Below are 3,621 nucleotides of genomic sequence, written 5' to 3' on the forward strand. Positions count from 1 at the left end.
ACGCACTCTTATTTTCCTAAGGAACACAGTACTTATTTCAACGGCGACCTGAATCTTATCGAGTGGCTCCTGCAGTTTGCTCCTCCCAAAGAGACCGAAAATTTTGTCCGGACCTTCCTGGGGCGTATGCTCTTTTCCGGGGAAGAGGCCACAAAAAAAATCAACGTGCTTTCTGGTGGGGAAAAAGTCCGCTGCATGCTTTCAAGGATGATGCTTTCCAACTCCAATGTCCTGATGATGGATGAACCCACCAACCACCTAGACCTGGAATCGATTACATCCTTAAATGACAGCCTGGTCAAATTCCAGGAGGTAATTCTTTTTACCTCCCATGACCATGAGTTCGTGAATACAGTTGTAAATAGGATTATAGAGATCATCCCCGGTGGTGTCATCGATCGGTTCATGACGTTTGACGAGTATATTAAAAGTACGGAAGTTGCAAAAATACGAAAAATTATGATACAAAAAGCGGCTTAATAATTTAGGGTTAAAAATATAATGCTATCATGGTTTTTTTGCAAGCCAGATTGTGTGATGGCTGCCTTTTCCGGATTTTCGGGCTCGTACGGTGATGGCTTCGGTTGTAAATCCACACTGCGTAAGGCGCCGGGTGAAGGCTTCATCTGTTTTTGAAGACCAGACAGCCAGAATTCCACCGGGACAAAGGGCAAAAAAGGAAGTTTTCAGGCCGGATCTGGTGTAAAGGCGGTCATTGGCTTTTCGGGTGAGTCCTTCAGGACCATTGTCTACATCAAGAATTATGGCATCCCAGGCAGATTTTTTTGTTTTTATGATTTTTGCCACATCTTTTTCCTTAACCGATACCCGGGAATCATTCAGCGGCATTCGGGCAAGGTGTCCCAGGTGTTCCCGGTTCCATTTGACCACGGCCGGGATCAGTTCGGATACAATGATGTGTGTGTCCGGTTTGGATTGTTCAAGTGTGGCTGCCAGGGTGAACCCCATGCCCAGGCCGCCAATGAGAATCCTTAAGCCCGACTTTTGTTTAATGCGGCGGCATGTGAGTTCAGCTAACGCATCTTCTGAACCATGGACACGGCTGTTCATCAGCTCTGTCCCTGCGGTTCGGATGGAGAATTCCGAGTCTCGTTTCAACAAAATGACTTCTCCTTTTTGGCCGGGGATTTTGGCCCGGTCGATTTCTTCCCAGGGGATCACGCTCTTCTCCTTTGATATTCATCTTGCAAAAGTAAAATATAGTATACCCAAAAGGGATGCAATAGTATAATCAAAAGCTTGTGAAATCCTGAAATCAGCAATTCTTAAAATTTGACTTTTTGAACAATATTGGTTATTTAATCAAGTTTTGATTATTACACCGAAAGGAGTTGTTTCAGGCCATGGTAAAACTTGATTATAAAAAGGGCAATGGATTGATTCCTGCCATTGCACAGGATGATAAAACAGGTGAAGTCCTGATGCTGGCTTACATGAATGAACAAGCCTTTACTGAAACTTTGAAAACCGGGAAAGCCACTTACTACAGCAGATCAAGGAATGCATTGTGGAAAAAAGGGGAAACATCCGGTCATGTACAGAATGTAAAGGAAATCCGGGTGGATTGTGATAATGATACCGTCCTTTTAAAAGTGGAGCAGATCGGTAATGCCGCTTGTCATAAAGGGTATAAGAGCTGTTTTTTTTCAAAGGTGGTGGGAAATGATTTAAAAATAGTAGAATCGAAAATTTTTGATCCAAAAGAGGTATATAAATAATGGAAAAAATACTGAAATTAGGAATTCCCAAGGGAAGCCTTCAGAATGCAACGATAAATCTTTTTAAACGCTCAGGATGGAAAATCAATATTGAAGGAAGAAGCTATTTTCCTGATATAAATGATGAGTCCATTGAGTGCGCCCTGTGCCGTGCTCAGGAGATGTCCATCAATGTTGAAAGCGGCGTTATTGATGCCGGGTTAACAGGTCTTGACTGGATTGCAGAGCATGAATCCGATGTCCATGTAGTGGCCGATCTTATCTATTCCAAGGTCAGTGCCCGGCCGGCAAGATGGGTGATTGCCGTTGCAAATGATTCTCCCATGAAAACCCTTGAGGATCTTGCAGGTAAAACCATTTCCACGGAGCTTGTAAAATTCACAAAGCGGTTTTTTAAGGACCGGAATATTGATGTAAACATAAAATTTTCATGGGGTGCCACTGAAGCCAAGATTGTTTCAGGCCTTGCAGATGCCATTGTGGAGATCACGGAAACCGAGAGTACGATTAAGGCTCATAATTTAAGGGTGATCCATGAAGTCATGCAAACCAATACCCAGTTGATTGCAAATAAAACAGCCTGGGAAATTCCAGAGAAAAGACAGAAAATTGAACAAATTGCCTTGCTGTTACAGGCGGCGCTGGTTGCAGAAAAGCTTGTGGGAATAAAAATGAATGTGCCTGAAAGTAAAATTGCAAGAGTCGTTTCTCTTCTCCCAAGTCTGAATGCACCCACCATAGCATCTTTGTATCAATCCGACTGGTTTTCCGTGGAAACGATTGTTGATACAGGACTGGTCAGAGATTTGATTCCAAAGCTGCTGAAAGTTGGTGCAGAAGGAATTATTGAATATCCGTTAAATAAGGTACTTTAAATGAAACCTGCCAATAGATGTGAAAATATAACGCCTTTTATCGTGATGGAAATCCTTGAAAAGATTCATAAAATGGAGGCGTCAGGTATTGATGTCATCCATATGGAGATCGGGGAACCTGACTTTAATGTGCCTGAGTGTGTCAATAAGGCCGGCATCGAAGCTTTTTCGGGAAATGAGACACACTATACCCACAGCCTGGGTGATATCCGGCTGAGGGAAGCCATCAGCGAGTACCATAAAACAACCTATAATACCAGTATTGATCCGGGGCATATCCTGGTGACCTCAGGTACTTCTCCGGCCATGCTGCTTTTGTTTTCCGTTCTTGTAAATCCCGGGGATGAGATCATTATTTCCGATCCCCACTATGCCTGTTATGCAAATTTTATTAATTATGTTCAAGGGGTTCCGGTGACAGTGCCGGTCTCGGAAGAGGAAGGGTTTGTCTATACTCCGGAAGCGATAAAAGAGAAAATTACGTCTAAAACCCGTGCGATTTTTATTAATTCTCCTTCCAATCCAACGGGAAATGTTATTCCAAAGAAAAGAATGCAGCAGATTGTGGATATTGCAGAAGCCAATAACCTTTATGTGATTTCAGATGAAATTTATCATGGGCTTGTATATGAAGGAAAGGAACATTCGATCTATGAATTTACAGACAAAGCCTTTGTGTTGAACGGGTTTTCAAAACTTTTTGCCATGACGGGCCTGCGTCTTGGATATCTGATAGCACCGCCTGAATTTGTCCGCGCATTACAGATCCTGCAACAAAATTTTTTCATTTGTGCCAATTCAGTCATCCAGCTGGCAGGTGCGGCAGCCTTAAAAGATGCTCATAAAGAAACCAAAGCCATGAGAGCGACTTACAATAAGCGCCGCATCTATGTCATTGAGAGACTAAAGCAAATGGGATTTGGGATTACGATTGAACCCACGGGTGCATTTTATGTATTTGCCAATGCAAAACATATCTCAAATGATTCATATGCCCTTGCTTTTGA

At 42.8% G+C, this 3,621-nt stretch carries 5 protein-coding genes; 4 read left to right on the forward strand and 1 reads right to left on the reverse strand.

Going from position 1 to position 3,621, the window contains the following annotated elements; all coding sequences use genetic code 11:
- The coding region (locus K8S13_RS00005) for an ATP-binding cassette domain-containing protein (protein WP_291459549.1) at positions 1 to 480 on the forward strand (480 nt) is incomplete at its 5' end.
- Positions 481 to 507: 27 nt separating this feature from the next.
- Here the strand turns inward: K8S13_RS00005 and K8S13_RS00010 are convergent.
- Positions 508 to 1,182: a hypothetical protein gene (locus K8S13_RS00010; RefSeq protein WP_291459550.1), complete on the reverse strand. Its 675-nt coding sequence runs from the start codon at positions 1,180 to 1,182 to the stop codon at positions 508 to 510.
- Between the two features lie 182 nt (positions 1,183 to 1,364).
- Here K8S13_RS00010 and hisI point away from each other — a divergent pair, with 182 nt between their 5' ends.
- From hisI to K8S13_RS00025, 3 genes are all read left to right on the forward strand, one after another.
- Complete coding sequence (hisI, locus tag K8S13_RS00015) at positions 1,365 to 1,739, forward strand: phosphoribosyl-AMP cyclohydrolase (RefSeq protein WP_291459551.1); 375 nt, start codon at positions 1,365 to 1,367, stop codon at positions 1,737 to 1,739.
- A complete protein-coding gene (gene hisG / locus K8S13_RS00020) occupies positions 1,739 to 2,614 on the forward strand; it encodes an ATP phosphoribosyltransferase (RefSeq protein ID WP_291459552.1) in 876 nt (291 codons plus the stop codon). Before hisI ends, hisG begins: the two co-directional genes overlap by 1 nt.
- On the forward strand, positions 2,615 to 3,621 hold a 1,007-nt coding region (locus K8S13_RS00025), incomplete at its 3' end, for a pyridoxal phosphate-dependent aminotransferase (RefSeq protein WP_291459553.1).

It is taken from the genome of Desulfobacula sp., from assembly GCF_021107415.1.

Coding starts and splice junctions, on each gene's coding strand:
- hisI (WP_291459551.1), top strand. CDS start 1,365: ATGGTAAAACTTGATTATAAAAAGGGCAATGGATTGATTCCTGCCATT.
- hisG (WP_291459552.1), top strand. CDS start 1,739: ATGGAAAAAATACTGAAATTAGGAATTCCCAAGGGAAGCCTTCAGAAT.